We start from the raw sequence: 22407 nt of genomic DNA, 5'->3' as shown, positions 1-22407 counted from the left end.
CGAGGCCATCATCCACTACTTTAGCCTTGTGTAACCTAAAAAGCAAACCACCATGATAGCACTGGCAAAATTGATCATCACCCTTTTGGTTAGCATCCTTCTTTAAATCACTAGTTTGAAATTCAACAAAATGAGAAAATTCAACACATCCCAAAAAGTGGTCATGGCCATGGGAATTTTAGGAGGGATCATAGGTGTTTATGGTAAGTTCAACGATTGGGAATATGCGGACTACTTTCCGTTCTTCTATACCGGCATGACCATGGTCTGGATTGTTTTTTTGCCTTCCAGCAGATCATGTTGCGGATTGTTCAAAAGAAAGAAGGCGCAAGAATCATAAGGACATTGGACAAATTTCAAGGAAACAATGGATTATATTTGGCAGCATAGCCAAGTGATATGGAATTGAGCAAAAAAAGAAGAAACCAGATCTTTTGGATCCTGCAGTTTTTGGGTTGGGGCTTTATCAATTCCATAGCGGCATTTGTACCGAAGGGCATCAGTATGGAATTGACCATCTATTCGGTGGTTGTTGGAACTTTCATTGGGATTCTCCCCACATCCATATTGAGATGGTACCTAAAACGGAATGTGCATTTTGATAACTTTGGGCCAAGGGATATTCTAAAAATCCTAGCTTCTTTTGTATTGACATCCGTGGTGTTTGGGCTGCTGAACATGTTCTTTGGATTTCTATACGGCAAATTTGGTCCTGCACTTACCGAGAACGAGGTCCATATGTTCAAGAGCTATGACAATTTCTGGATCCAAGTGCTGAACTCACTCTTCTTGGTAGGTGCCTGGGTAGTCACCTATTTGGTCATCACCCTATTGCTCAAGCTCAATCAGGACAGGATAGAGCGTTTGGAACTGAACACAAACCTGAAACAAGCACAACTGAACACCTTGAAGGGGCAGATCAATCCACATTTTATGTTCAACAGTTTGAACAACATACGTGGCTTGATGTTGGAAGATGTGGAAAAATCCAGGGAAATGCTCACAAAGCTATCCGAGATCTTGCGGTACTCATTGACGAAGAACAACATCAACGATATTGCAGTAAGGGAAGAGCTGGAAGTGGTGGACAACTACATCGACCTTTCCAAGATCCAGTTTGAGGACCGATTGGAATTTGTCAAAGAAGTGGATACCGACACCCTCGACCTAAGGATTCCGCCCATGGTGATCCAGTTGCTGGTGGAGAACGCTGCCAAGCACGGAATCGCCAATCTGAAAAACGGGGGCAGGATCCTTTTGAAAATCGTCCAAAAAGAAGATCATTTGCTCATAGAGGTCAGGAACACGGGACAACTGAACATATCCAAGGATTCCACGCAATTGGGATTGAAAAATATAAAACAACGACTGAAATTGTTGTATGCCGACCGTGCATCATTTAAATTGGATGAAGTGGCCGATGATGAGGTCGTGGCCCAAATAACCATTCCACTCACATGAATATCAGGGCAGTCATAGTAGAAGATTCCAGATTGGCGCGCAATGAGCTCAAAGAGCTCTTGAAAAAGTATGATGACATAACGCTTGTGGGGGAAGCGGAGAACGTGGATGAAGGCTATGAACTGATCCAGGCTGAAAATCCCGACCTCCTGTTCCTGGACATCAATATGCCCGAGAAGGATGGTTTTGAGCTTCTTGAGATGCTGGATGAGGTGCCCATGACCATTTTTACCACGGCCTTTGATGAGTATGCCATCAAATCGTTCGAATACAATGCCCTCGACTATCTGCTCAAGCCCGTAAACGAAAACCGTTTTGCAATGGCCTTGGAAAAAGTGAGGGCCAAGATGGAAACGGCGAAGCAGGACAATGACAGAACGAAGAAACTAACGGAAAATAGCCAAATATTCATCAAGGATGGCGAATCTTGCTGGTTGGTGAAGATCGGGGACATTTCGCTGTTCGAGATTGTCGGCAATTACACCAGGGTGTTTTTTGATGACAAAAAACCGTTGCTCTACAAATCGCTCAACCAAGTGGAGGAAAAACTCCCAGAGGATACTTTTTTTAGGGCCAACCGGCAACAGATTGTCAACACCAACTACATCGAGAATGTTGTCCCTTGGTTCAATGGAAAATTGAAACTGACCCTGAAAAATGGTGAAGAGGTGGAAGTGTCCCGAAGGCAGTCCTATATTTTTAAGGATCGGATGAGTTTATAATAGGGCAGAAGACTGAAACTTGGATTTTGTCAGGTTGAGCGCAGTCGAAACCTCTTGATTGTGAGCAACCAATAATTTCTCGACTACGCTCGAACTGACAGAAAGTCTCTTTTTAGTCTTATGGACGAAGCAGATCCTTGTACCGATCTTTGTACCCGATCAATACGATAATGTTCAATATCAAAAGACCCAAGGCAGGACCAATACCCTCAGGAGCCAATGTAGCGTGGAACATAACGGCATTTACAGATACGCTCATCAAGATCAATGCCATGAGGGCACCATACTTGTTGAGTATCAAGGCAAGTCCCGCCAAGACCTCAACAATGCCCACCAAGCTTATGGTGTGCGTGGAAGAGATTGCACCGAAATAGTTCATTGCGGGTTCGGGCATTTCACCGCCAGCAGGTATAAAATTTAAGAACTTGTTGAGCCCAAATACTAGGATAAGCAGTCCTAAAAGTATGCGGACCACCAAAAAAACTTTTGAATTCATAGAGTTGGATTTTATGGTTTATCCAATAAATGTATTCAAAAAATAAACATATGTTAATTTTTTTGGATTATATTTTTATTTATAATAAAAATGATTATAGGGATTTCAATAATCCTCCATCAATGGGGATGTTGGTCCCGGTAATAAAAGCAGCTTGGTCCGAAGCCAGAAAAGTGACCAAAAAACCATACTCTTCGGGCCTTCCTATCCGTTTCATTGGAACTTGTTCTTCCATGTTGGCGAGCACTTCATCGGGTGATATGCCCAGGTTCTCTGCTTTTTTCATATTGAGTTGGGCAATGCGGTCCGTATCAAAATACCCTGTCAAGGTACTGTTTATGGTGATTCCATCCTTTGCCACATCATAGGCCAGGCTTTTGGCCCAGGTCACCACGGCTGCCCTGATGGAATTGGAGAGCGCCAAATAGTTCAGCGGTTCCTTCACCGAAATGGAGGCCACGTTGATGATCCTTCCCCATTGGTTCTGTTGCATGTGTTTCAAGGCAAGTTCCGTGGTAAAAACCACGGATTTGAACAACAGGTCAAAAGCTTCTTGGTAATCATCGACCTTCTTTTCCAAGGCACCGCCTGCTTTTGGGCCTTGGGTATTGTTCACCAAAATATTGATGGTATTGTGTTCAAAAAATGCTGAAATACTAGTTTTGAACGCTTCAAAATTGGAGAAATCGACCACTAGATACTGATGTTGCTGTCCCTGAGAAGAATCCATTTCCTTTATAATGGCCTTCATGCGCTCCTCGCTCCTCGCCATAAGTGTCACACTGGCCCCACTGGATGCCAATTGTCTGGCAATGGCCTCGCCGATTCCCTTGCTGCTCCCGCCAACTAGGGCTTTTTTTCCTTTGAGTGAAATGTCCATGGCTATCTGTATTCTTCCCGGACAGGACTGAAAATGTCCATCAATTTGCAAGCTGTGATGGCTTTTCCACTATGTGGGGCATGGGAAGGGATGATGACCACATCCCCTGGGCCATAGGTGTCTGTTTTTCCATCAAGGGTAAATTCAAAAGTTCCTTCCACCACGTGCATGATCTGCTCGTGCATGTGACTGTGCTCTGGCACCACGGCGTTTTTTTCCACGTCCCAGAACACCCAGCTCATCTGCTCCCCGTGGACCAGTTTTCCATGATAGCCCGGCATGATTTCCTTTGATTTTAGTTCATATAGGTTCATCGGATTTTTTAGCCAAAATAGGCATATCCTATGAAAAATGGGATGATTTTTACTTTACATCCCTTCAATGACCACAAATTCACAACGTCTGTTCAGTTCGTGGTCCTCTTCGGAGCATTCATCGTCGGTTTCACATTTGACAAGGGGTCGCGATTCCCCATACCCTTTGGCAATAATCCTGTCGGGGCCAATACCTTTGCTCACCAGAAAATCTTTTACGGAATTTGCCCTTTTTTGGGAAAGTTCACGGTTATATTCTAAGTTCCCTCTACTATCTGTGTGGGTTCCTACTTCGATGATACTGTTTGGATACTTTTGTAGAATGTCAAGGACCACTCCAAGTCTATCCTTTGCCTCATTTCTTAAATACCACAAATTATAGTCAAAATGAATTTGCTCGGCCTTGATCATTATCCTGTCGCCGTTCTTTACCAGGGTGCTTTCCATTTCCACTATATCGGTAGTTTTGATGGCATTTTGGCTCTTTTCCATTTCTTTTGGTTGAAGGATGAGTGGTTTGGTCTCCTCAAATGAATAGACGTCATCACTACCCTTGCCAGATGGACGGTTGGATGAAAAATATCCTTCGCTTGGCGAATGGAACGAAATGGCAAAATCATCGTAACCGCTATTTACGGGCAATCCCAAATTATCGGGGTTTTGGTGGTTGCCGGATTCATATTTGGAGATAAAAATATCCAAAAGGCCAAACCCTGGATGTCCATTCGAAGCAAAGTATAGGTTGTTGTGGGTATCCAAAAATGGAAATTGCTCTTTTTTATCTGTATTGATGGAGGAACCTAGGTTTTTTGGGACGCCATAGGATCCATCGGAAATGATATCAACGCTATATAGATCAAAAGATCCATAACCGCCAGGACGGTCGGAAGAAAAATAAAGTTTGGTCTCATCATGGCTCAATGCTGGATGCTCTGTTGAATAATCGTCGCTGTTAAATGGTAATTCTGTAATGTTCGACCATTCGCCATCAATCCATTCCGCTTTGTAAATTTTTAAATTCGAAATCTTCTTGTTGTCTGTTCGTTTTCTTCCTTTTATAAAATTGTTCCGGGTAAAGTAAATGGTTTTCCTGTCTTTGGTAATGGCATAGGTCCCCTCGTGCATTTTGGTATTAACCTTACCGGAAAGGCTGTTGCTGAAACTATCATTTTGCCCAATTTTATCCATGGGATGGATGTAAATGTCCAAATAGTTTTGGTTGTTCCAACGGTAAACTTTTTTCAAGGATGTATTCTTCTTTCTAGCTGCGGTGTAAATCAGGTTGGAATCGATTTGTATCGCTGCAAATTCCGAAGCAGGGGTGTTCAAAGGGAGGTTTTGAATGGCAAACCTATCTCCAATGGATTGAATACTGGCCAGATAAAGATTGTCCTGCCCTATCTTGTTGATCGATACCGAATCCCCCAAACGCTGATAATATTCTTGCAATACTCTTTCGGCTTCTTGATACTTGCCTATGGCTTTCAAAGATTGATTGAGTTTGAAATAATAGGAGGCATCGACGTTTTTCCCTGACCTAGAGATCAGTGTATTGTACCATCTTGCTGCCGAATGCATATCATAAGTTCGATAGTAGGCATCCGCTAGGTTCTGTAAAACTTGTTGGCTGCGATTGGTTGATAGGACTTGCTCGTACAAGGGGATGGCATCACTATAGAATGCCCGTTCAAAATAGGTGTTGGCTCGCTCCAGTTCCTGTTGTGCCAGAACAGGCTGTACGCCGATCAGTATGATAAAAAGCAGTCTTTTCATAATCTTAGTAGAATCTGGGGGATTTGTCGTATCCTTTTCTTAAGCCGAGCAAATCAAGATCAAAAAGGGCAAAAATCTCGTGGGACCCTGAACTGAAACTCCCCAAATTGGACAGTGTGTAATCGTAGGCATAGCCTATTCTTACGGAAGGCACCACGTAAACATTGAACATGGCATTCACGGCATCGCCCCATCTATAGGAAAGCCCTGTTTCAAACTTGTTGTTGAACAGCACATTGATGGAGGTATCCAAAGAAATGGGTGACCCTTCCACCATTTTTGTCATCACGGAAGGTTTTATCTTCAAGTCTGGGTTTATGGTGTACACATAGCCTGAAGTGAAAAACAGATGTATTTCTTCGGAACCTATTCTTTTTATCCCATCCTGGTTGTCAATATGTTTGGAAGTGAGCAAGTTTGGAGCGGACACTCCTGCATAAAAGTTAGGTCTGTTATAAAAAACACCCACCCCGACATTGGGAAAAATACTATTTATGTTTTCATTGAAAGCATCGTCATCTTGATATTCAGGAAGTACAAGGTCAGTGAAATTGGTTTCAAAAGTAGTGATGCCTCCCTTTAGCCCCAAAGCCAAATTGCTTTGATCGTCAAGTTGTAGAATGTATGCGAAATCCGCATTTATATTGTTTTCTGAAAGTACACCATCCCCAATCTCATCTTTAATGATGGAAATTCCGGTTTCCACTTTGTCGCTTAAGGTGGCATGGGCAAAAAAGGTCAATGTTTCTGGGGCGCCCTCAACATTTTGCCATTGCGAGCGGTAGAGCGTCCCTAAATTGATCAGTCCTCTTTCGTTGGTGGTATAGGCTGGGTTTATAATGCTCAGGTTATACATATATTGGGTGAACTGGGGATCTTGCTGCGATTTTGCCCCCAATGAACACCATAGAAACAACAAAGTTGTCAGTATTCTTTTCATGGATTTGCTTACTTATCGGTTTAGGTATAATCTTCCTTGTTTAGGGTCATACCCATCCCTATTGAAGTGGATGAGATAGAAATAGACCCCATTGGGAACGGTTTTTCCGCTGGGTCCTGTTCCGTCCCAAGCAGGTTTCGAGGAATTGCCCTTGAAAAGTGAATTACCATATCGGTTAAAGATTTCCAAAGTGAAATCGGGGAAGATTATTTCAATGTTGGGAATATAATAGGTGTCGTTTCGACCATCGTTATTGGGAGAAAATGCATCGGGAATGAAAAAACCGTATTTTTCCGGGTCGCAATTGTTCAGGTCCACTGTTACGGGAACTCTGTTTTTGTTGATACAGCCCGTATCTGGATCATAACTCTGCGCATAGTAGATGGTATCATCTTCCAATGGCCCATAACTGGGTATTGCGGTACCTCCTTCAGCTACATTGAACCATTCAACTTCTGCTCCAATGGCATTTTCAAGATTTATCAATTCAGCCACGGTCGGGTTGTCCAGTGCACAGACCAAGAGTACATCGGAAAGTAAATCGGGCAATGGCGGTTGAATTATAACTGGTGCAATTTCCAATCTAGTATCGCTTTCACAGAACCCGTCCAATTGCTCGGCAGCAAAATAAGATTGTCCATCAACGAGTATTTCGGTTGAGTCCAATATATTACCGCCCGAGGTTGCATCGTACCAAACAATATCTCCTCCATTGGGGGTTGCTATGTCCAAACCGGCAAGGGTTACTTCATCTGAAGCACAATAAATAGGGAAGGGATCGATGGTAGTTGGTATCCCGGCGGCATAAAAGGACACTTGGACCCTTGTCCGTTCTTCGCTGGCGCAATTGTTGTTTTCATCGGAGCTGACAACATAGTAATCTTCACCCTCTTCCAAAGGTGTGTTAATAGGTAAAGCTTCTTGACTGTCAATGGTTGGGTAAAATGCGATGGGACCAGTAGTGTTGACATCTATGTCTTCCAACGTTGGAACACCTTCATTTAAGCAAAAGGATTGTTGCTCTTCTGCCTCTAGTACAATAGGTTGCCCACCAATGGAAAAGCCTTCCTGTAACTCAAATTCAAATTGGAGCCTGCAAGGTGTGGAATCGTTTTGGGTGCTTTTTAGTACAACAATATAATCTCCATCAGCTAGGTTGGCAATGTCGATTCCATAAACAGCGACCCCACCAACAAAGTTGATGGTATTGTCCGTTAAGGTTGACTGTGTATTTTGTTCAACCACGAAGTAATCAATCGTATAGCTTCCATTGGGTAGGGTCGGGGCATTTACGAGTACATCAATGGAAGTTGCATCACAACTGTTGTCCACCGCAATGTCCAGGTCAATATCTTCGGGAATGGGAAGAATCTCGAACCCTGTATTTATGGTACAGCCTATCTCAAAACTGTTTTCCACAATAATTTCCAATGAGTATGTTCCTGACTGATTTAAGTGTTCCGAAGGGATGTCAAATGATGCGGAGCCATTGGAAAATACAACATTCTGTTCCGATAGATCCACAATGGAATTGTCGGGAATTGTTAGGGTGTAATTAATGGTGTGGATTTCGTTGGTAGGATTGGCCATTGGGTCCAAAATGTTCTCCAAATTGATGGTCACCTCATTATTGGGACATACATTCACGCCAGAAGCAATGGAGTTTGATACCAGAAATTCGGTTTCCAAAACACCAATGTCGCCACACACCACTTGTTGCATTCCCTCAATGGCAATGATGTTCACTTGTACCATTTCATTTATGGGAACTGCCAATGGGTCAACATTGAATGTACCTGTTCCATTCACCAAAGAAATATTGGTGCTTCCATCCCAATCACCTTCGGTACTGCCCACACGATATTCAATTTCATATTGGCCCGAGGGCAACAATGATGGGTCATAGTTTAAAGTAATTTCGTAAGGTGTTCCCGAACAATAGTTTTCGGATTCCAAGGACCCATTCAATGTGGGAAGTATGATGATGAAAACGTCCGTGGAAGATTCTGGACAAACCGGATGGGAGGGTTGTACGGTATAAGTAAAGCCGTAACTGCCAAATCCATGGGTGGCATTGATTTCTTCCACATTTACGAAGTGGTCAAGAAAATCATCGATTTGATTGGTGCCCATCTCGCTCCATACACCATTGGGGTCTTCATTGGTCAATAGATTGTTCAAATCCAGATTGGTATAACCTGACAGGTCATCGGTGGTACATACAACAAGGTTTGATGGAGTTCCAGAGTTTGGGGCAAGATGGACTTCCAAAAAAACGGTCGATTGCATACCGGGACAAGCATCTACGGCAGGAACGGTATAGGTAAATATATACTCCCCGGGACCTGCTGCCTCGGCATTGAACAAGTTGCCCGACAAGAACCCTGTCTGGGTCATGGGATCCTCTTCCCAAAAACCATTAAAGTCGGGGACTACATCGTCCACAAGGCTCCCGAGGAAAGAAAAAAGATTTACGGCAGAGTCCTCACTACAGGCGTTCGCACTGCCATCAACATTGTCTTCTCCAGAATAGCCGCCCAAAAATAGGGTCACCGTTGCCGATTCTCCGCAATTTCCGTTGGTGTAAATAAATTGGTGTTCCCCAAAACGGTTGACCATCCAAAGATCAACGATTCCTGTGTTGATGTCCAATGCACTTAGGTTTGTCGGATTGGGCGTTGACCACGAACCTCCAGGTGAGGGCATACCGTTCAAGTTTGCAAAAAGGTCAAAGTTTCTATTGGAAATATCATCAAACTTATTGCAGATGGTGACACTGTTGTTTTGTCCAGCACATTGGGAGTATACAGACATTCCACATGCCAAAAGAAGAAATATGGCCAAAATGACTTTTATGCCGATGGGACCATATCCTGAACGAATAAGGCTGTTTCGCATAGTGATAAGTAGGTAAAAAGTATTGCATTTTGATTTTGGGGAAAATCAAAAAACAACTAGTTAAAAAAACTGATGATCCGTTGTGGGGTTACAACTGGATAAATTCCTGAGGTTAGAAGGCGTAAAACTAATCAAAAAACACAAATGGAAACCTCAGGAATGTACTTATTGTACATAATTGCTGGTAAATGGCCGTAAAAAAGCACAATATGACATTTTATGGACCCCTTGTTTCTTGAAGAATGGGTTGGGGTATCATTATCTTTGCCCTGAAAATAAATTTTGATGCACATACACTTTATAGCCATCGGGGGCAGTGCCATGCACAACCTAGCCTTGGCATTGCAGGAACAGGGCCATGAAATAACAGGGAGCGACGATGTCATTTTTGAACCGTCCAAGAGCAGGTTGCGGGCCAATGGTCTGTTGCCTAAGGATTTTGGTTGGTTCCCCGAAAAAATCCATAGCGGTCTGGATGCCGTGATCTTGGGCATGCATGCCAAGGCCGATAACCCAGAACTGTTGAAGGCCCAAGAACTGGGGTTGAAGATATTTTCCTATCCTGAATTTCTCTACGAACATTCCAAGCACAAAACCCGGGTGGTCATTGGAGGTAGCCATGGCAAGACCACCATTACCTCTATGATCTTGCATGTGCTTCGCTATCATGACATTGAGGTGGATTATATGGTTGGGGCCCAGCTGGATGGCTTTGATAAAATGGTGCATCTTACCAAGGAAAACGATTTTATGGTTTTGGAAGGGGATGAATACCTTTCATCACCAACGGACAGAAGGCCCAAGTTCCATTTGTACAGGCCCAACATTGCCCTCTTGAGCGGCATTGCATGGGACCATATCAATGTTTTCCCCACTTTTGAAAACTACGTGGAGCAGTTCCGCATTTTTGTGGACAGCATTGTAAAGGGTGGCAGCATCACCTACAATTCGGAAGATATCGAAGTAAGGAAAATAGTGGAGACCACGGAAAATCCCATACGGAAGTTCCCGTACAGCACCCCTTCGTACCGAGTGGAAGATGGCAAGACCTTACTGGACACACCAGATGGCGAAATGCCCCTTGAAATTTTTGGAAGACACAATTTGGGCAATTTGGCGGGTGCCAAGTGGATATGCCAACAAATGGGGGTGGACGAAATGGATTTTTATGAGGCCATGGCCACCTTTAAAGGGGCTTCCAAGCGTCTGGAAAAACTGGTCGAGGGACGGGATAGGGTGGCCTTCAAGGATTTTGCCCATGCGCCGAGCAAGGTCAGTGCCACTACAAAAGCAGTGAAGGAGCAATATCCCCAACGCCGGTTGATCGCCTGTTTGGAACTGCACACCTACAGCAGCCTGAACCCTGAGTTTTTGGAGCAATACCGTGGGGCTTTGGATGCAGCGGACACAGCGGTGGTCTTTTATTCCCCGGAATCGGTTAAGGTGAAAGGGTTGCAGGAAGTGACCAAGGAGCAGATCATGGAGGCCTTGAATCGGATGGATGCCCAAATTTTCACGGATTCCTTGGCCTTTCAGGACTACCTGTTCGCCCAGAATTTTAAGGATACCACATTATTGTTCATGAGTTCAGGGAACTATGGCGGCATCGATTTTGAAAAATTGAGGACTGTGTTTTTAAAATAGGTCTAAACACCAAACTGCCTCAAATGGTGGTCCAGGTGTTTGTACTGCATCTGTCCCCATTGATGATGGGTGAAGTGACCAAAAACGGGATGGGGTTCCCACACTTTCTTGTCCTTTTGCTGATGGAAATCATCGATCAGCTTGATCAATTTTTTCTTTTCCGTTGAAAAATCCTTGTCATCAGTAACCTTGAGGCCCTTGGCGGTAGGCAGGTTGTGTCGCCAGGGCTTGTCATCGTACATACTTTTTTTGAAACTTTTCATAAGGAGTTTCATAATCGGATTGACCTTCTTTGAAGGACCATGATCCCCAAGGGCAACCTTGAGCGGGAACTGGCAATGGCACAGCATTTGGCCCACGGTCATTTTGCCCCATTGCCCTACGGAAGCCTCGGACAGTTGGTCTGCCCTGGATAAGATTTCAGTATGTGCGGCAGGGTCAAAAAGTGATTTCATGGGATGGAATTTATCTATGTAAATTACATAAAATTAATCTCCTATCTTTAGGCCATGCAAGAAAAATTAGCTTCCTTTTCCATTAAGAATTGGGCCGACGATGACAAGCCAAGGGAAAAATTGGTCCAGAAAGGCTGTTTTGTCTTGTCGGATGCAGAACTGATAGCCATTCTGATAGGCTCTGGAAGCCGTGATGAAAGTGCCGTGGAGCTCGCCAAACGCATTTTGGCCTCTGTGGGCCACAATCTCAATGAGTTGGGCAAACTTTCCGTGAACCAATTGATGAGGTTCAAGGGCATTGGGGAGGCAAAAGCAGTGAGCATAGCCGCTGCACTCGAAATGGGCCGCCGAAGGAGGACGGACGATACCAAGAAAATCACGGCCATAACAAGCAGCAAAGATGCCTTTGAGTTGTTATATCCGTTGATAGGGGAGTTGCCGCACGAAGAATTCTGGATCCTGTACCTGAACAATTCCAACAAGGTCGTCCATAAATCACAGTTGAGCAAGGGAGGCATCACGGGTACTTTGGTAGATGTGCGGTTGGTGATGAAACAGGCGTTGGAACTGGGAGCCGTGGGCATCATTTTGGCACACAACCATCCATCGGGAACCCTAAAACCCAGTTTGGCGGACAAACAGATCACGGAAAAGCTGAAAAAAGCATCGGAAGCGTTGGATATAAGGGTCTTGGACCACTTGATCGTGGCCCAGCACCAATATCTTAGCTTCGCAGACAAAGGAATCCTATAGCCATGTTGCTGATATTCACCCATAAGATCACGAACAGACTCACCTACACGGCAAGACAGCTATTTGAAAAAATATTGGGGATAGAAATCACCTTTACCACCAAGGTGGAGGATTTTATCAAGCATACCGGCCCCAAGATGACCTACTCCAAGCAGCCCCTCCAAAATGAATTTTTTATACGAAGCAATGACCTCTTGTTCGAGCAGGGTATCAACGATTTGGATATCAAGGTAGTGGACTGGGAAGGTGTGCCCTGTTTTTTCTCGTCAGGGGACAAGAGCACTTTGCCTTTCGATATTTTTTCGGCTAGTTTTTTTCTTCTGAGCCGTTACGAGGAATACCTTCCCCATGTGAAGGATAGCGTAGGCCGGTTTCCGGTCAAGGAGAGCATTGCCTACCAGAACAACTTTTTGGAACTGCCCGTGGTGGATCTATGGGCCTTCAAACTATTGGATGCGCTCCAACAGCGTTTTCCAGACCTTGAGCACAAGGAAAAATCGTATCGCTTCACGTCCATCATCAATGTCACCACTTCGCATGCCTTTGCCATGCGCGGTTTGGCCAGGACCCTTGGGGGTTTTTTCATCGACCTTGGGAATTTTAAGTTTCGCAGTATACTGGACCGATTCTCAGTCCTGTTGGGCTTGAAGAAAGACCCGTTTGACAATTTTTACGAGCTCATCGACATCCACAAAAAGTTTCCCATAAAGACCATGTTCTTCTTTCAGTTTGCCAGACATTCGGCCCATGATAAGAATGTCTCCACAAACCATAACAAGTTCAGGTATCTGATAAAATCAGTGGCGGATTACAGTGAGGTGTCGCTCAGCACTTCATTTTTATCCTCTACGGACAAAACCGTGTTGAAACAAGAGAAAAATCAATTGGGCAATCTGATCAACAGGCCGGTTACCTACTCTAGACTACGGTACAACAGGGTGAATGTTCCCGCCACCTATCGTAATTTGGTGGAAACAGAGTTTACGGACGATTTCTCCATGGGCTATACCCACGAAGTCGGGTTCAGGGCCGGGACCTGCACACCCTTCCATTTTTATGACATCAATATGGAAGTGAGGCAACCGCTGAGAGTGCATCCCTTTGCCGTACACGATTATGCCTTGGTGAACTATCGCAGCAAGGAGGAGATCTTCGAGAAAATGGATAAGATGTACCGCTTGGTCAAGCAAGTGAAAGGGGATTTCATTGTTGTGTTCTCCAACGAATTGTTGGGCGGCAAGCAACACCTGGACTGGATGGAGCTCTATCAATCTTTTTTAAAGAGATACTATGTTTGATCATAAGGTAACGGATGTTTTCTTTGACCTTGACCATACGTTATGGGACTTTGAAAGAAATTCGGCACTCACCTTTGCCAAGATTTTGGAAAGTAACCGGGTGAAAGTCGATCTCAACGGGTTTTTGGAAATCTATTCCCCGATCAATTTTGAGATGTGGAAGCTCTACCGCGAAAATGGGATCACACAATCGGAACTCCGCTACCAACGTTTACGGCGCACTTTTGACATCTTGAAAGCGTCCGTGACGGACGAGATCATCGATGCCTTGTCCCATGAATATATAGAACATCTGCCCTCGTTCGTCCATCTGTTGCCCAACACTGTCGAAGTACTGGAATACCTTTTTCCAAAGTACCGATTGCACATCATCACCAATGGTTTTGAAGAAGTCCAGGAACGAAAGCTCAAGGGGAGCAATATCCATCATTACTTCGATCAGATCATCAATTCTGAAATGGCCGGGGTAAAGAAACCCGACCCCTACATTTTTGAGCTGGCCCTGAGCAGGGCCAAAGTTGAACCAAGGCATACACTCATGGTGGGCGACAACTTGGAAGCGGATATTTTGGGGGCCAAGGCCATGGGAATGCAGGTGGTACACTTCAATTCCAATAACGAAGCCAACCATGATGTTTGCAAAACTATCTACGATCTTATTGAAATAAAAAGCATTTTATAGAGTTATATAGTAAGAACGGCATACCTCTGTTACACTACTCTTGAAAATGCTTTTGGCTATGAAAAAATTGTTTTTCCATGTGCTTTTTGCTTCAATCATCATGTTGTTGCTTTCTTCCTGCACAGAAGAACAGGATTTTAGCCAAATTGATGACCTCAGTGTGACACCAACCTTGGCTTCCGGCATATTCTATCTGGAATCGGATGAGGAAACCATCAATTCGGCCGGGGGATTTGGTACATTTTATTCCCAAACCATAAACTTTGATGCGTTCAACGAAACGTACGTGGCAGAGCGCTTATTGGAAGGCGTGATCATCTACGAAATTGAGAATACGACCAGCAAACGAGCGGATATCAGGATTGAGTTTTTGGATGAATCAGGAAATCCCCTATACCAAGAAGCATTTACAGTAGAGGCCAATCCTTCGGAAACATTTACCCGGGAGGTTACTTATGGTCCAGGCGGTCTAAACCTTTCCATTCTCACAAATACCTCCAGTCTGAGGGTCACGGGCAGGAATTTGGGTGATGCAACAAGTGTTTCTTCCCACCCGGAACCCAAAATCTCGTTGAGTTCCGCTGCAGAATTTATATTCCGTTTAAAATGAGAGGATTCCTCAAAACTATACTTATAGCTGTTTTTGGGATTTCTTCCATCCATGCCCAAAATAGACAATTGCTCTACGATTTCAATGAAATCCCACAGGCGTTGATGCTCAACCCGGGGATGAAGACCTCGCAGCGTTGGCATGTTGGGGTTCCCATGATTTCAGGGCTATTTTTCCAAGCTTCGACCAGTGGGGTCACCGTGAATGACCTTTTTGCCGATGACGGAGTGGATTTTACCACAAAGGTACAGGAGCGTGTTTTGGACGTGATGACCAGAAGGGACGATTTTGGTTCCACCAGCCAGATAGAGGGCTTCAATATCGGTTTTCGGGGCAAGAATAGACCAGATGACTACTATTCCTTCGGGATGTACGGTGAAATGGACATCATAAGTTACTGGCCCAAGGATTTGGCCCTGTTGGCCTTTGAGGGCAATGGCGGGAGCAATATCGGTAGGAGTTTTGACCTGGGCGATTTGAGCCTAAGGGGGGAGATGGTGAATGTGTTCCATTTTGGCATCAATAGGAAAGTCAACAATACTTTGACCATTGGGGCCAGGGCAAAATTATATTCCAGTATTTTTCAGTTTCAGTCCATCAAAAATTCAGGCTCGTTCCGAACCGTGCAGGGACAGGACAATATTTATAACAGTATCATAGTGGCCGACATGCAATTGCAGACCTCTGGTGTGAAAGGATTTTATGACATTGTTGACGAGGATACCGGGACCACCAGAAAAGACCTCACCAGCCTGTTCACCGAGCGTGTATTGCTCGGGGGGAACCTTGGACTGGGTTTCGATGCCGGATTCACCCATCAACTGAACCCGCAGACCACTATAACGGGCAGTATTTTGGATGTGGGTTTTATTTATAATTCAAACGATGTTTGGAACTATACTCTTGAAGGCACTGCAAGCACCGAGGGAATCACGGTTTTTCTACCCGAGGATATCGACAATGTTAACAACGACCTTTGGCAAGACCTTGTGGATGAAATTGATGAGGCACTGCCCCATGGGGAAAACCAGTCCAGTTATATTTCGTTAAGACCGATAAAGGCCTATGGCTCCATTCGATATGATTTTGGGGAAGGAGGGAGAAGCTGGTCGGAGAACTGTGGCTGTGCCATAAACACAGGAGATGGGGCCAACAGTGATTTTTATAGGAACAGCGTGGGAGGTCAGCTCTATATGATCAAAAGACCAAGGGGCATTCAGGCCGCATTGACCGGATTTTATCAAAAAAGAGTAGGAAGGGGCCTTTCGTTGAAGACGACCTACACCGTCGATAAATATTCGTTGACCAACATCGGTCTTGGACTGAATTTGCAGGCAGGTCCCATAAATTTTTATGTACTGGGCGACAATCTTTTGGGCTACGGGAACATCGCCGATAGTCACTACGCTTCTTTACAGTTCGGATTTAATATCATATCTTGGAACGATAATTGAGTTATTGTTCAGTATGAAACCGAAATTGCTATATATTTTGTTGTTTGCCCTAGGGCTGAATTATTCCGTGAGTGCACAATTGAATGAGTACAAGTACATCATTGTGCCCAAAAAGTTTGGAAGTTTTAAATCGGAGAACCAATATCAGACCAGTACCTTGGTCAAACATTTTTTTGGGGAAAACGGTTTTACGGCGGTATATGACGATGCCCTTCCGGCGGACTTGGCGGCCAACAGGTGTTTGGGACTTATGGCCGACCTTTTGGACAATTCTTCCATGTTTTCCACAAAACTGCACCTTACCTTGAAGAACTGCCAGAACGTTGAAGTGTTCAGGACTGCAGAGGGAAAGAGCAAGACCAAGGAGTTTGATGCCGCTTACAAAGAGGCCTTGGAACGTGCCTTTGCTTCTTTTTCCACGATAAACTATCAGTACGAGCCCAAAGCGCAGGAAGTTGTTTCACAGGATAAGCCAGTGACCATCAGTTTTAAGGACGATGTAAAATCTTTGGAGGAAAAGCCGAAGGAGCATGTAGTGGAGCAAAAGGCCACTTTGGAAGAGCAGACCTATAAGAGTGTGGAACCACGCCCTTCCAACATCCAAAGACCGACAACTGTCTCAGAACCACAGACCCAAGAAGCACCATCAGGTGTCCTGTATGCCCAACCGATAGAAAACGGTTATCAATTGGTGGACAGTACCCCAAAAATCGTATTGAAGTTAGCAGAGACTTCCATGGAAAAAGTATTCCTGACGGAGTATGCCGGCAACAGTGCCGTGGTTTTCAAAAAAGACGAAAAGTGGGTTCTGGAATATTCCGAGAACGGGGAGAAAAAAATGATGGAACTCGATATTAAGTTCTAAAAATCATATTTGCCCTTCCATCTGCTTTTTAAAAAATCCCTCATGCCCTTTTCCCTGGGATTGTTCCCGGGTTTGTAGAAAGTGGTGCCCGAAATTTCATCGGGAAGGAACTCAAATTCCGCAAAATTGTTCTCATGGTCATGGGCATAGGCATAGCCTTTGCCATAACCAAGATCTTTCATCAACTTTGTTGGGGCATTCCTGATGGCCATCGGGACGGATAGGTCCCCCGTCTGTTTCACCGTTTGCAGGGCCTCATTGATGGCCATATAACTGGAGTTGCTTTTGGCAGAACTGGCCAAATAGGTGGCACATTGGGCCAAAATGATCCTCGCTTCCGGATATCCAATAATGTTCACGGCCTCAAAGGTGGCATTGGCCATGACCAGTGCCGTTGGGTTGGCGTTTCCTATGTCTTCCGATGCCAGAATGATCATACGACGGGCAATGAACTTCACATCCTCGCCACCCTCTATCATGCGGGCCAGCCAATAGACCGCAGCATTGGGGTCACTTCCTCTGACCGACTTGATGAATGCCGAAATGATATCATAATGTTGCTCTCCGGTCTTGTCATAAAGCACCGTGTTCTTCTGGACCTTGCTAAGGACGAGATCATTGGTGATTGTGATACTGTCGCTGGCTTCCGAGTTGATAATGAGTTCAAAGATGTTGAGCAGTTTTCTCCCATCACCGCCGGACAAACGTAGAAGTGCCTCGGTTTCCTTCAGCGTTATTTTTTTGTTTTTCAGTGCACTGTCCGTTTTGATGGCCCTTTCCAGCAAGGCCACGAGATCCTCTTTGCCAAAAGGGTTCAGGACATAGACCTGACATCTGGACAGTAATGCGGGAATCACTTCAAAGCTGGGGTTTTCCGTTGTGGCGCCGATCAGGGTCACCCATCCCTTTTCCACGGCACCCAACAGGGAATCTTGCTGGGATTTGCTGAACCGATGGATCTCGTCAATGAACAAAATGGGGTTTTTGGAGGTGAACAGGCCTCCACTTTGCTTGGCCTTATCGATGACTTCCCTTACATCCTTTACACCACTGCTTATGGCACTAAGGGTATAGAAGGGCCTCTGACTTTCCGTGGCAATAATGTTTGCCAATGTGGTCTTTCCAGTGCCCGGGGGTCCCCAAAAAATCAAAGAGGGGATGACCCCATTTTTGATTTGGGTGGTCAATGCGCCATGTTCGCCCACCAAATGTTGCTGGCTGATATAATCTTCCAGTGTTTTTGGGCGTATCCGTTCTGCCAAAGGTTCGTTCATAGGTGTAAAAATAAGACAATTTTGATGGTGATTTTGACCTCCTTTTTCGATCTAATGTTCAGGAATATGACAATTTGTGTATTTTCAGGGTTCTGGTAACATATTTGTATTGTTGGAATTATGGAATTGTCCAAAACCTATACATTTTCCCAAAGTGTAGTGCTGTCGCCCCTTTTGGCGGTACTGGCCATATGGGCCGTGTTTTGGGCAGAAGTGCGCTTTGGCATCAACCTGAACGAATATGGCATATATCCAAGAACTGTTTCTGGGTTGAAGGGTGTAGTGTTGAGTCCGTTTATCCATGGGTCGGTGGAACATCTTTATAACAATACGGTTCCTTTGGCAGTGCTATCCTCCTTTCTGTTCTATTTTTATCGCGAAGCAGCTTTTAGGGTCTTGTTGTTGGGGGTATTGCTTTCCGGACTCATCACTTGGCTGATAGGCAGACCCTCTTACCATATTGGTGCAAGTGGGCTTATCTACGTGCTGTCCAGTTTTATATTTTTTAAGGGCATTTTTGCCAAGCACTATAGATTAGTGGCCCTTTCCTTGGTTGTTGTTTTTATCTATGGCAGCATGATTTGGTATATTTTTCCCATTAAGGAGGATATTTCATGGGAAGGACATTTGGCAGGTTTTGTCACAGGATTGTTATTGGCGTTGACCATAAGGGTCAAGATACCCCAAGAAAGGAAATATGAATGGGAGCGCGAAGATTATAGCGAGGACAACGACCCTTTCCTCAAACATTTTGATGAGAATGGTAATTTTATTGAGAATAAGGAAGAAGAAGGTGAAGATATAGTGGAGGTCAGGTACCACTATCGCACCGATAAAAAGGAATGATGCTACTTTCTTCGTTGCCTGACCACTTCGTATAGGAATACCCCACATGCCACAGATACGTTCAGCGAACCTATTTTGCCCAAAAGGGGCAATTTTGCCTTTTGGTCCACAATGCCAAGGATGGAAGGGGAGATGCCTTTTTCTTCCGATCCCATGATGATGGCCGAAGGTTGGTCAAAATCCACGCCATAAATCTCATCTTCGGTTTTTTCAGTGGCCGCGGTAACGGATATCCCTGATGATTGTAAATAGAACACAGCGTCCTTTAGGTGGTCCACCTTGGCAATCGGGACATTGAAAGCTGCCCCGGCAGAAGTTTTTACGGTATCGTTCGTTATGGGCGCAGCTCCATTTTTTGGAACGATGATACCGTGTACCCCACAACATTCGGCCGTTCGGATAATGGCGCCAAAATTCCGGACATCGGATACTTGGTCCAAAAGCAAAAAAAGTGGAAGTTTTTCCTTCGAAATCACTTCCTCCACAAGTTGTTCAAAATCGTGAAAGGTTACAGGGGAAATCTGTGCTACCACGCCTTGATGGTTGTTGCGGGTAAGACGGTTCAGTTTCTCGATGGGCACATACGATGCACTGATGCCATTTTTTCGAATAGAGGCTTCCAGCTCTTTGAAAAGCTCTCCTTTAAGGCCCTTTTGCAGGAATATCTTGTTGATGGGCTGTTCGGCTTTTATGGCTTCAACTACTGCCCTTATGCCATAAATGTGCTGGTCGTTCTCCATGCGGGCAAAAGTAGGTAAAAACCTTGTTTTATTTAGTCATAAGGCAAAATGAAATCAAGGCATCAAGCTGGGTAGGATTATCAAAATCTATGTTCTGTGCCTTTACATAATTTTTTATCTCCTTTTTGAGATCTGGATATGCCTTTGCAATGGCCCTTTCATTTAGATTGCTGGATTCTATGTATTTGCCTTCAGGGCCTTTTACATAAAATGTATTTTTTGTCCTATACTCCTCATAGGATTTTTTGTCGAAGTTGTTCGTCGTGTCTGTGGCGTTGTCATGGAGTCTTTTACTGATTTCTTCAATGACATAGTCTGAATCTTTTGTACGTTGTCTGTAGTATTTCGTTTCTTTTACCGAAGCATCAAAATCAGAAGGCGATTTTTTTACAAAAGTGTCAGTGGTGGAACCATTTGCCTTGTCCCCAACCTGGGTAAGGGTAAATTTTTCCACGGTATTCATGTTCACTATGGTCCCTTTAGTATCATCTTGGTCGTCTTTGATAAGCAGGTTGTTCAATTCGAGATCGATCTGGATGAGCATGGGTTTGGAAGTAGTCTGGTCTGAAAAGGTAATCTTCCCAGCACCCCAACCATTGAAATAATATTTTGTCCCCTTGATGGAGCTGTCGGTCCCCATGAAACCATATTTTCCTTGACTTCCACCCTCAATAACCAAAAGTTGTTGTCCAATACTTAGTTGACATGCAAGAAGTGAGATGAAAAAGATGAAATTTTTACGCATGATGCAGAATGTTTGAATTCATTTAAAAGATAAGAATAAAATACGAAAAAGGGAGGGCATTTTGCCCTCCCTTTTGAAGTTTATAGTTGTGCTAAGCCCAATTATTATTGTGCCCACCAAAGAACTGTGTCCAAGTTGTCTGGACCTTGGGTGGCAACGGCAGCATTGTAGTTTTCCTCGTTACTGGCGCTTGCATTGGTGGCATAGGCCTGTCTTTGCGGAATTCCAGTACCGCTCAAAGCAGTGGCGGGAGCCACAAGGGTAGGGGCGTTAGCACCAAATTTTCTCCATTCTGCCCATGACTCATAACCTTGCAGATATAGGGCCACATATTTTTCATAGGCAATATCAGCTATGTCTGTATATGGGTTCGCTGCAATATAGGCGGCTGCATCAGCAGGGTCAACACCCCATTGGTCCATGGAGGCGGCAATACCTTCTTCGTAGAAAGTTGCGGCACTTCCACCTATCCAACCCAATTCAGCTGCTTCTGCTCTGGCAAAAGCAACTTGGGCATAGGTGAACATGTAGCCAGGGGCCTCTTGGTTGTAGATTACATCTGGTGTGATAAAGGAATAATCTGGAGTGTTTCCATTTTCTTCACCATAGGGAGCTCCAACAAAAGTACCTGAAATTTCCGAAGGCACGGCATATTGCTCCAAGCGAGGATCTTCAGGTGCTGCAGGTGTTCCACTACCCACAAGGAAGTTGACAAATGTATCGCTCAAAAGGTAATCCAAACGGAAATTGGGAGCGAGAAAACGGTCTTCCCATGGGTTGTCGTTATTTTCCTCGGCGAGGAAGGTGTAGTACAGGTTGTCATCATTTGAAGCGATGGCTCCTGAAATTGCCTCGTTGAACTTGGTGGCTGCATAGCCCCCTGGAGCAGGGAACCTTTTGGAAAGCCTAATGGCCATGTTCATTTTTAGCGTATTTGCAAACTGTCTCCATCTGGCCATATTCCCGCCCAAAATGATATCACCTGTAGGACCAGGGTTTCCATTTTCGATAAGTGCCAAGGCCTCGTCTATCTCATTGAAAAGCCCATCATAGATGACTTCTTGGGTGTCATAGGAAGCGAAGATGTCGTCCAAACCTTGCAAAGCTTCAGTGTAAGGAAGCATACCCCAACGATCGGTCATCAATTGATAGGTGTAGGCAGTAAGGATTTTTGCCACGGCTATCTGATTGTTGTTCGATCCATTGGCCTGAGCGGCAATCATGGTGCTTTCATCCATGTTGAGGTCCATGATTCTTTTCAAAACCACAAGGATACTTGTATAGGAAGCTCCATAATCATAGTTGACGGTAGCATACTGTGATTCTTCCGGATACTGTCCGTTGCTCAAATATTGCACATACAGGTTGGGCGTAGTGGCCGTTGTGTAACCGCTAAGCGAAATCTGTGCACTGGTCATCAACGATGCAGTTGAAGGGTCGCTAGGGTTGTTTGGGTCAATATTCATATCTCCATAGTCCACATTGTCGCAGGATAATATGGTGAGGGAGATAATCGTAAAAAGTACTTGTTTTATATTTTTCAGTTTCATCTTTTTT

At 44.5% G+C, this 22407-nt stretch carries 22 protein-coding genes; 11 read left to right on the top strand and 11 right to left on the bottom strand.

Annotated elements, in window-relative coordinates; translation table 11 throughout:
* Nucleotides 1–130: 130 nt before the first annotated feature.
* The 3 genes from FOT42_RS15045 to FOT42_RS15035 are packed head-to-tail and all read left to right on the top strand — an operon-like array spanning nt 131 to nt 2183.
* Nucleotides 131–340 carry a hypothetical protein gene (locus FOT42_RS15045; RefSeq protein ID WP_151891353.1) on the top strand — a complete coding sequence of 70 codons (210 nt, stop codon included), beginning with the start codon at nt 131–133 and terminating at the stop codon, nt 338–340.
* A gap of 59 nt (nt 341–399) precedes the next feature.
* Nucleotides 400–1461, top strand: coding sequence for a sensor histidine kinase (locus tag FOT42_RS15040; protein ID WP_151891352.1), 1062 nt, complete (start codon nt 400–402; stop codon nt 1459–1461).
* Nucleotides 1458–2183 (top strand): LytR/AlgR family response regulator transcription factor, encoded by a 726-nt coding sequence (locus tag FOT42_RS15035; protein ID WP_151891351.1) that lies wholly within the window; start codon nt 1458–1460, stop codon nt 2181–2183. Before FOT42_RS15040 ends, FOT42_RS15035 begins: the two co-directional genes overlap by 4 nt.
* Nucleotides 2184–2301: 118 nt before the next feature.
* On the opposite strand, the gene FOT42_RS15030 is transcribed toward FOT42_RS15035, so the two are convergent.
* From FOT42_RS15030 to FOT42_RS15005, 6 genes are all read right to left on the bottom strand, one after another.
* Nucleotides 2302–2679 (bottom strand): DoxX family protein, encoded by a 378-nt coding sequence (locus FOT42_RS15030; RefSeq protein ID WP_151891350.1) that lies wholly within the window; start codon nt 2677–2679, stop codon nt 2302–2304.
* 94 nt (nt 2680–2773) lie between these two features.
* Complete coding sequence (locus FOT42_RS15025; protein ID WP_151891349.1) at nt 2774–3559, bottom strand: SDR family oxidoreductase; 786 nt, start codon at nt 3557–3559, stop codon at nt 2774–2776.
* A 2-nt stretch (nt 3560–3561) separates the two neighbouring features.
* On the bottom strand, nt 3562–3873 hold the full coding sequence (locus tag FOT42_RS15020) for a cupin domain-containing protein (RefSeq protein ID WP_151891348.1): 312 nt from the start codon (nt 3871–3873) through the stop codon (nt 3562–3564).
* A gap of 54 nt (nt 3874–3927) precedes the next feature.
* Nucleotides 3928–5646 carry an OmpA family protein gene (locus FOT42_RS15015; protein WP_151891347.1) on the bottom strand — a complete coding sequence of 573 codons (1719 nt, stop codon included), beginning with the start codon at nt 5644–5646 and terminating at the stop codon, nt 3928–3930.
* 4 nt (nt 5647–5650) lie between these two features.
* Nucleotides 5651–6586, bottom strand: a complete 936-nt coding sequence (locus FOT42_RS15010; RefSeq protein ID WP_151891346.1) for a PorP/SprF family type IX secretion system membrane protein — start codon at nt 6584–6586, stop codon at nt 5651–5653.
* A gap of 12 nt (nt 6587–6598) precedes the next feature.
* The gene (locus FOT42_RS15005; protein WP_151891345.1) at nt 6599–9484 is read right to left on the bottom strand and encodes a T9SS type B sorting domain-containing protein; all 2886 of its coding nucleotides are present in this window, start codon (nt 9482–9484) and stop codon (nt 6599–6601) included.
* A gap of 285 nt (nt 9485–9769) precedes the next feature.
* On the opposite strand from FOT42_RS15005, the gene FOT42_RS15000 reads away from it, so the two are divergent.
* Nucleotides 9770–11128, top strand: a complete 1359-nt coding sequence (locus FOT42_RS15000; protein WP_151891344.1) for a UDP-N-acetylmuramate--L-alanine ligase — start codon at nt 9770–9772, stop codon at nt 11126–11128.
* Nucleotides 11129–11130: 2 nt separating this feature from the next.
* Here the strand turns inward: FOT42_RS15000 and FOT42_RS14995 are convergent, their stop codons facing one another.
* Nucleotides 11131–11583, bottom strand: coding sequence for a DUF1569 domain-containing protein (locus tag FOT42_RS14995; protein WP_151891343.1), 453 nt, complete (start codon nt 11581–11583; stop codon nt 11131–11133).
* Nucleotides 11584–11637: 54 nt separating this feature from the next.
* On the opposite strand from FOT42_RS14995, the gene radC reads away from it, so the two are divergent.
* From radC to FOT42_RS14965, 6 genes are read left to right on the top strand one after another with little or no spacing between them, the layout of a single operon-like run.
* Nucleotides 11638–12336 carry a RadC family protein gene (radC, locus tag FOT42_RS14990; RefSeq protein ID WP_151891342.1) on the top strand — a complete coding sequence of 233 codons (699 nt, stop codon included), beginning with the start codon at nt 11638–11640 and terminating at the stop codon, nt 12334–12336.
* A 2-nt stretch (nt 12337–12338) separates the two neighbouring features.
* Nucleotides 12339–13634: a polysaccharide deacetylase family protein gene (locus FOT42_RS14985; RefSeq protein WP_151891341.1), complete on the top strand. Its 1296-nt coding sequence runs from the start codon at nt 12339–12341 to the stop codon at nt 13632–13634.
* Nucleotides 13627–14316 carry a YjjG family noncanonical pyrimidine nucleotidase gene (locus FOT42_RS14980; protein WP_151891340.1) on the top strand — a complete coding sequence of 230 codons (690 nt, stop codon included), beginning with the start codon at nt 13627–13629 and terminating at the stop codon, nt 14314–14316. The genes FOT42_RS14985 and FOT42_RS14980 overlap by 8 nt, the downstream gene beginning before the upstream one ends.
* Before the next feature lie 58 nt (nt 14317–14374).
* A complete protein-coding gene (locus tag FOT42_RS14975) occupies nt 14375–14926 on the top strand; it encodes a hypothetical protein (RefSeq protein WP_151891339.1) in 552 nt (183 codons plus the stop codon).
* Nucleotides 14923–16380, top strand: a complete 1458-nt coding sequence (locus FOT42_RS14970) for a DUF5723 family protein (protein ID WP_151891338.1) — start codon at nt 14923–14925, stop codon at nt 16378–16380. Before FOT42_RS14975 ends, FOT42_RS14970 begins: the two co-directional genes overlap by 4 nt.
* A gap of 13 nt (nt 16381–16393) precedes the next feature.
* On the top strand, nt 16394–17245 hold the full coding sequence (locus tag FOT42_RS14965; protein ID WP_151891337.1) for a hypothetical protein: 852 nt from the start codon (nt 16394–16396) through the stop codon (nt 17243–17245).
* On the opposite strand, the gene FOT42_RS14960 is transcribed toward FOT42_RS14965, so the two are convergent.
* The gene (locus FOT42_RS14960; RefSeq protein ID WP_151891336.1) at nt 17242–18519 is read right to left on the bottom strand and encodes a replication-associated recombination protein A; all 1278 of its coding nucleotides are present in this window, start codon (nt 18517–18519) and stop codon (nt 17242–17244) included. The two genes, FOT42_RS14965 and FOT42_RS14960, sit on opposite strands and share 4 nt — an antisense overlap.
* Before the next feature lie 120 nt (nt 18520–18639).
* Between FOT42_RS14960 and FOT42_RS14955 the strand changes: the two genes are divergently transcribed.
* Complete coding sequence (locus FOT42_RS14955) at nt 18640–19365, top strand: rhomboid family intramembrane serine protease (protein WP_151891335.1); 726 nt, start codon at nt 18640–18642, stop codon at nt 19363–19365.
* 2 nt (nt 19366–19367) lie between these two features.
* Here the strand turns inward: FOT42_RS14955 and rlmB are convergent, their stop codons facing one another.
* From rlmB to FOT42_RS14940, 3 genes are all read right to left on the bottom strand, one after another.
* Nucleotides 19368–20105, bottom strand: a complete 738-nt coding sequence (gene rlmB, locus FOT42_RS14950; RefSeq protein WP_151891334.1) for a 23S rRNA (guanosine(2251)-2'-O)-methyltransferase RlmB — start codon at nt 20103–20105, stop codon at nt 19368–19370.
* 28 nt (nt 20106–20133) lie between these two features.
* Nucleotides 20134–20745, bottom strand: coding sequence for a hypothetical protein (locus tag FOT42_RS14945; protein ID WP_151891333.1), 612 nt, complete (start codon nt 20743–20745; stop codon nt 20134–20136).
* A 209-nt stretch (nt 20746–20954) separates the two neighbouring features.
* On the bottom strand, nt 20955–22400 hold the full coding sequence (locus FOT42_RS14940; RefSeq protein ID WP_151891332.1) for a SusD/RagB family nutrient-binding outer membrane lipoprotein: 1446 nt from the start codon (nt 22398–22400) through the stop codon (nt 20955–20957).
* Nucleotides 22401–22407 lie beyond the last annotated feature (7 nt).

The organism is Flagellimonas hadalis, assembly GCF_007785775.2.
Classification (GTDB): Bacteria; Bacteroidota; Bacteroidia; order Flavobacteriales; family Flavobacteriaceae; genus Flagellimonas; species Flagellimonas hadalis.
This window is presented reverse-complemented; position numbering and strand designations above follow the sequence as displayed.

What these genes read in the sequence shown, in the direction of transcription:
- FOT42_RS15045 (WP_151891353.1), top strand. Translation starts at nt 131, where the DNA reads ATGAGAAAATTCAACACATCCCAAAAAGTGGTCATGGCCATGGGAATT.
- FOT42_RS15040 (WP_151891352.1), top strand. Translation starts at nt 400, where the DNA reads ATGGAATTGAGCAAAAAAAGAAGAAACCAGATCTTTTGGATCCTGCAG.
- FOT42_RS15035 (WP_151891351.1), top strand. Translation starts at nt 1,458, where the DNA reads ATGAATATCAGGGCAGTCATAGTAGAAGATTCCAGATTGGCGCGCAAT.
- FOT42_RS15030 (WP_151891350.1), bottom strand. Translation starts at nt 2,679, where the DNA reads ATGAATTCAAAAGTTTTTTTGGTGGTCCGCATACTTTTAGGACTGCTT.
- FOT42_RS15025 (WP_151891349.1), bottom strand. Translation starts at nt 3,559, where the DNA reads ATGGACATTTCACTCAAAGGAAAAAAAGCCCTAGTTGGCGGGAGCAGC.
- FOT42_RS15020 (WP_151891348.1), bottom strand. Translation starts at nt 3,873, where the DNA reads ATGAACCTATATGAACTAAAATCAAAGGAAATCATGCCGGGCTATCAT.
- FOT42_RS15015 (WP_151891347.1), bottom strand. Translation starts at nt 5,646, where the DNA reads ATGAAAAGACTGCTTTTTATCATACTGATCGGCGTACAGCCTGTTCTG.
- FOT42_RS15010 (WP_151891346.1), bottom strand. Translation starts at nt 6,586, where the DNA reads ATGAAAAGAATACTGACAACTTTGTTGTTTCTATGGTGTTCATTGGGG.
- FOT42_RS15005 (WP_151891345.1), bottom strand. Translation starts at nt 9,484, where the DNA reads ATGCGAAACAGCCTTATTCGTTCAGGATATGGTCCCATCGGCATAAAA.
- FOT42_RS15000 (WP_151891344.1), top strand. Translation starts at nt 9,770, where the DNA reads ATGCACATACACTTTATAGCCATCGGGGGCAGTGCCATGCACAACCTA.
- FOT42_RS14995 (WP_151891343.1), bottom strand. Translation starts at nt 11,583, where the DNA reads ATGAAATCACTTTTTGACCCTGCCGCACATACTGAAATCTTATCCAGG.
- radC (WP_151891342.1), top strand. Translation starts at nt 11,638, where the DNA reads ATGCAAGAAAAATTAGCTTCCTTTTCCATTAAGAATTGGGCCGACGAT.
- FOT42_RS14985 (WP_151891341.1), top strand. Translation starts at nt 12,339, where the DNA reads ATGTTGCTGATATTCACCCATAAGATCACGAACAGACTCACCTACACG.
- FOT42_RS14980 (WP_151891340.1), top strand. Translation starts at nt 13,627, where the DNA reads ATGTTTGATCATAAGGTAACGGATGTTTTCTTTGACCTTGACCATACG.
- FOT42_RS14975 (WP_151891339.1), top strand. Translation starts at nt 14,375, where the DNA reads ATGAAAAAATTGTTTTTCCATGTGCTTTTTGCTTCAATCATCATGTTG.
- FOT42_RS14970 (WP_151891338.1), top strand. Translation starts at nt 14,923, where the DNA reads ATGAGAGGATTCCTCAAAACTATACTTATAGCTGTTTTTGGGATTTCT.
- FOT42_RS14965 (WP_151891337.1), top strand. Translation starts at nt 16,394, where the DNA reads ATGAAACCGAAATTGCTATATATTTTGTTGTTTGCCCTAGGGCTGAAT.
- FOT42_RS14960 (WP_151891336.1), bottom strand. Translation starts at nt 18,519, where the DNA reads ATGAACGAACCTTTGGCAGAACGGATACGCCCAAAAACACTGGAAGAT.
- FOT42_RS14955 (WP_151891335.1), top strand. Translation starts at nt 18,640, where the DNA reads ATGGAATTGTCCAAAACCTATACATTTTCCCAAAGTGTAGTGCTGTCG.
- rlmB (WP_151891334.1), bottom strand. Translation starts at nt 20,105, where the DNA reads ATGGAGAACGACCAGCACATTTATGGCATAAGGGCAGTAGTTGAAGCC.
- FOT42_RS14945 (WP_151891333.1), bottom strand. Translation starts at nt 20,745, where the DNA reads ATGGGGACCGACAGCTCCATCAAGGGGACAAAATATTATTTCAATGGT.
- FOT42_RS14940 (WP_151891332.1), bottom strand. Translation starts at nt 22,400, where the DNA reads ATGAAACTGAAAAATATAAAACAAGTACTTTTTACGATTATCTCCCTC.